This window comes from Peribacillus sp. NPDC056705, assembly GCF_043656335.1.
In genome coordinates, this window is sequence record NZ_JBHTYI010000067.1 from 1 (window position 1) to 4522 (window position 4522).

3 protein-coding genes and 1 pseudogene are annotated in these 4522 nt (G+C 35.4%); 1 reads left to right on the forward strand and 3 read right to left on the reverse strand.

From position 1 onward, the window contains the following. Both ACFRAK_RS27105 and ACFRAK_RS27110 read right to left on the reverse strand, forming a co-directional pair. On the reverse strand, positions 1-276 hold a 276-nt coding region (locus ACFRAK_RS27105), incomplete at its 3' end, for a hypothetical protein (protein WP_394572894.1). 820 nt (positions 277-1096) lie between these two features. Beyond that, positions 1097-1663, reverse strand: coding sequence for a hypothetical protein (locus ACFRAK_RS27110; RefSeq protein WP_394572895.1), 567 nt, complete (start codon positions 1661-1663; stop codon positions 1097-1099). Between the two features lie 492 nt (positions 1664-2155). On the opposite strand from ACFRAK_RS27110, the gene ACFRAK_RS27115 reads away from it, so the two are divergent. Continuing rightward, positions 2156-3775 carry an ABC-F family ATP-binding cassette domain-containing protein gene (locus ACFRAK_RS27115; protein WP_260286431.1) on the forward strand — a complete coding sequence of 540 codons (1620 nt, stop codon included), beginning with the start codon at positions 2156-2158 and terminating at the stop codon, positions 3773-3775. A 593-nt stretch (positions 3776-4368) separates the two neighbouring features. Here ACFRAK_RS27115 and ACFRAK_RS27120 read toward each other — a convergent pair. Continuing rightward, a pseudogene (locus ACFRAK_RS27120) lies at positions 4369-4522 on the reverse strand (IS3 family transposase); the annotation flags it as partial.

Sequence of the window (4522 nt, forward strand, 5' to 3'; positions counted from 1 at the left end):
CTCTAAATATATATCAGATTCTTCTACCCAATAATTTATTCCTGATCTATCACCTATAACAAATTGTATAACCAAACAATCAATCTTTGTCAAATACGTGATATTAGCAACTAGTTTCCTTTTATCTCTAAATGGTTTTGGCAAAAAAGGAGTAATATCAACCCCTATTTTTCGATATGACTCAATATAATTTAAAATTGATTCAACAAATTCTTTTACAAAGACTTCGGTCAAATATCCTAGTACTCTCCCTTTTAACATCAATTCTTTTTTCACTCTGTAATCCCCCCTACATTCATTCCTTTATTTTACCATCAAAGGGTAATGAAGGGGATAGGCTTTTTAATGGCTATTCTAACTGTTGTTCCAGTAAGATCAACTGGATTTGCACCTTTTTTAATAGTCATTTTAACTATTAAAGTGCAAATCATTCGTATTCACTATGAATACTGGATTTTTTGGAACAGTGTGCATGTTAACTGTAATTTTAAATTCTTTAAACATATTCCTTATTCCTTGTCCTCTTGTCATAGTCCCTGTGTCTTACCTAATCCTTATCCTTACACTCATCACACATAGCACAATTACCTTGAGTCATAAGTTCTCCACACTTACTACATAGCTTAAGTAGTTGCATACTCATCATGTCCTTAACTTCTTAGTCCCGTACACTTAACTATCGATCCGTACATTGCAGCAATAGTAAATATGTACTATAAGCACCAATACTCAATTAGTCTCTCTCCTTCTGTAATACGGATCATGTCATGCATGAATTGATTCACGGTTAACACTCCCTTATTTAGACAAATAAAAAAAGCCTGAGCATTGTGCCCAGACTCCTATCCATAAATCACTTTTGGTATGTTGGTTTTTTAACTGCTATCAACACCCAAAAAACCATGATTATTGGAATAAAAAATAAATTTAAATTAATTCTTTTATCAACGATAATTGAAAAAACATCGTTGATAATTAAACTAACTAAGCTTAATAAAATGCATAAAAGCAAAGAATGTAACGATAATTTCAGCATTTTTATTCTCGAAAAGTCAGGTATGTCAAACAATGTGTTTCCCCCTTAGTTTCGGATATTTTACCAGTATCCTAGTGCTTTACAAGCCTTTTTAACTTTAGGTTTCTTTTTACCCCATTTGTGGCAAGCAGAATAGGCTCCTAATTTATACAAGTCTTGGACTATTAAAGTAGCAACAGTCATCCCAACAACCGCCCCAAATACAAGTTTTAAAGCCTTTTCGAATCCTGAAGGCGGTGCAGAATGTCTACCTATAGCTGACGCTGATAGTTCTTTTATTTGAATAAAATCGTCTTGTTTAAGTATTTCCTTCTCTAATGATTCTGTTGCGCTTTCAATTTCTTTTAAATCATCTGAAGAAATTCCAATAAGTGCCTGTTGGAGATTGTTAACTTCAGCAGTCGATAGACCATTTTCTTTAGCATAATCTAAGTTTAACTTAATTTCATCATTTTCTTCAACAATACCATTTTGTATAACTTCTAATACTGATAGAATTTTATCCTTTTCAACTGTAGTAGCAGCATATGCCGACGATTGATTTGTTTGGATAGAAATCGGTGAAAATACAATACCTACAAATAAAACAAAAGAAATAATGGAAATCATACCTTTTTTAAAACCCATAATACATAAACATCTCCCCTGTATAAATTTACCACTATATAAAACTATCATATATTTCATGGTAAATAAAGTTTTATTCGAATAATACATCAGTAACATTTCCTCACTGAGGTTTCTTTAAATCTTAGGAGCATAGTAACTTGACCAAGGGTTTAATGTTTTTGGTATCTCTCTCAGCTTATCTCTTAGTTTATGGATTTAACATTTAATTCAATTTGATCATCTTTCCCATAAACGAAACTAAACAAGTTGTTCGATATATGGTGATGAGTGATGTTAGAGGTTGGAACAGAACGTAAGCATAAACACAGAAAATATTAGATAAGATATTAATCCACCTTTAACTTTTTGCATAAATAAGATACAATTTAAATGATGCACAGTTTAAAACATACATGAGCGGAAACTGCTGTTTGTATGAATCAGCGTATAACTAATGAAACAAACTGTTGGACACGTTGAAACAAAAGTATTTTGGAGGAATGTAAATAAATGATTACAGTAAATAATGTTGGTTTACGCTATGGCGATCGTAAACTGTTTGAAGATGTTAATATAAAGTTCACGCCTGGTAACTGCTATGGCCTGATTGGGGCGAATGGTGCGGGTAAATCCACTTTCTTAAAAATCCTTTCAGGTGAAATTGAAGCGCAATCCGGCGATGTCCATATGGGGCCTGGCGAACGCCTTGCCGTTCTAAAACAAGATCACTTCGCTTATGAAGAGGAAGAAGTCCTTAAAGTTGTCATTATGGGACATGAAAGATTATATGAAGTCATGCAAGAAAAAGATGCCATCTATATGAAGGAAAACTTCACGGATGAAGACGGAATGAAAGCGGCCGAACTTGAAGGTGAATTTGCCGAATTAAACGGATGGGAAGCCGAACCTGAAGCTTCAATCCTCTTAAAAGGCCTTGGCATTGCAGAAGACCTGCATACAAAGAAAATGGCTGAGTTAACTGGTGGCGACAAAGTTAAAGTATTGCTTGCCCAGGCACTATTCGGTAAACCGGATGTTCTATTACTGGATGAGCCTACCAACCACTTGGACCTAAAAGCGATCAAATGGCTGGAAGAGTTCTTGATCAACTTTGAAAACACTGTTATCGTAGTTTCCCATGACCGTTACTTCCTTAACAAAGTTTGTACACATATCGCGGATCTTGATTTCGGTAAAATCAAAATTTATATCGGGAACTATGACTTCTGGTATGAATCAAGCCAGCTTGCCCTTAAACTGACTCAAGATGCCAATAAGAAAAAGGAAGAAAAAATCAAAGAGCTACAAAATTTCATCGCGCGCTTCAGTGCCAATGCATCGAAATCGAGCCAGGCGACATCCCGTAAGAAATTATTGGATAAAATCAGCTTGGATGACATCGAGCCTTCTTCGCGCCGCTACCCATATGTCGGCTTTACACCTGATCGTGAAATCGGGAACGACCTGCTTCGTGTAGACGGACTCTCGAAAACGATCGATGGTGTAAAAATATTGGATAACGTCAGCTTCACGATGAATAAAGGCGACAAGATTGCATTTGTCGGTAAAGATGAGATTGCTAAAACAACAATGTTCAAAATCTTGGCAGGTGAAATTGAACCGGATAGCGGCTCATTCAAATGGGGCGTTACGACATCCCAGGCATACTTCCCTAAGGATAATGCTGAATTCTTTGAAGGTGTCGATTTAAATCTTGTCGATTGGCTCCGTCAATATTCTCCTAATGACCAGAGCGAAAGCTTCCTTCGCGGTTTCTTAGGCAGAATGCTATTTTCTGGCGATGAAGTAACGAAAAAGGCAAGCGTACTTTCAGGGGGCGAAAAAGTCCGCTGTATGCTTTCCAAAATGATGTTAAGCGGTTCGAACGTCCTAATGCTTGATGAACCTACCAACCATCTGGACTTAGAGTCGATTACGGCATTGAACAACGGTTTGATCAGCTTTAAAGGATCTATGATCTTCTCTTCTCATGACCATCAGTTCATCCAAACTGTAGCGAACCGGATCATTGAACTTACACCAAAAGGTACAGTCGATAAGCAAATGAGTTATGATGAGTACCTTGATAATAGCGAATTGCAAAAGCAAGTAGCCGAAATGTACAAATAATGCTTTTATGAAAGCACATCCTTATTGGATGTGCTTTTTTCGTTCCCGATTCTTCTGCCCCATTTATTCATGTATTGAAGGTATAAAAAACACGCTGCATTAAATATAATAATATTTCCCGAAAGATGGGCACTGAATAATTTCATCGATAAAAAGGTATATTGATAAGGAAGGAGTGAGTTAGAATTGGATGCTCATACAGTGAAAAATATTTTTGATGATACAGGATACCTTTTTTTATATGATAAATTCAGTTATCATTTTTATGTATCCGGATTGTTCGACTTAGTGGATCAAGAAAAAACAATCTCGGATTTTTTAGATTCCTATGGATTCGATGATAAAAATCCTCTTTTTTTTGACGACTTTTCCTTTTATTTTAATTGCTTTCATTATTCCCACCAAAAACAAAAGATGATAAATTACTTGAAAACCGAGTATGACGAACATATATGTTAAGTATAAAAAGCCAGATAAACTGATCCTGCCTTTTTTAAACGAGCACTATTCAAAAAAAAGGTAAGAGCATATAAGTGCTCCTACCTTAGACTGTAGACAAACTTGAACTGACCCAATAAAGTTAGACATATAGTTTAAGCAGCTTCTAAGACTTGAGTTCGGTATTCTATCGGACTCAGGTCGTTTAATTTTCTCTTCATACGTTTGTGGTTATAGTAATGAATATAATCATCTAATTACTTTTAAAAGTGCTCCATACTTTAAAACTCTTGGAGATAAAGCAATTCA

Coding starts and splice junctions, on each gene's coding strand:
- ACFRAK_RS27110 (WP_394572895.1), bottom strand. CDS start 1,663: ATGGGTTTTAAAAAAGGTATGATTTCCATTATTTCTTTTGTTTTATTT.
- ACFRAK_RS27115 (WP_260286431.1), top strand. CDS start 2,156: ATGATTACAGTAAATAATGTTGGTTTACGCTATGGCGATCGTAAACTG.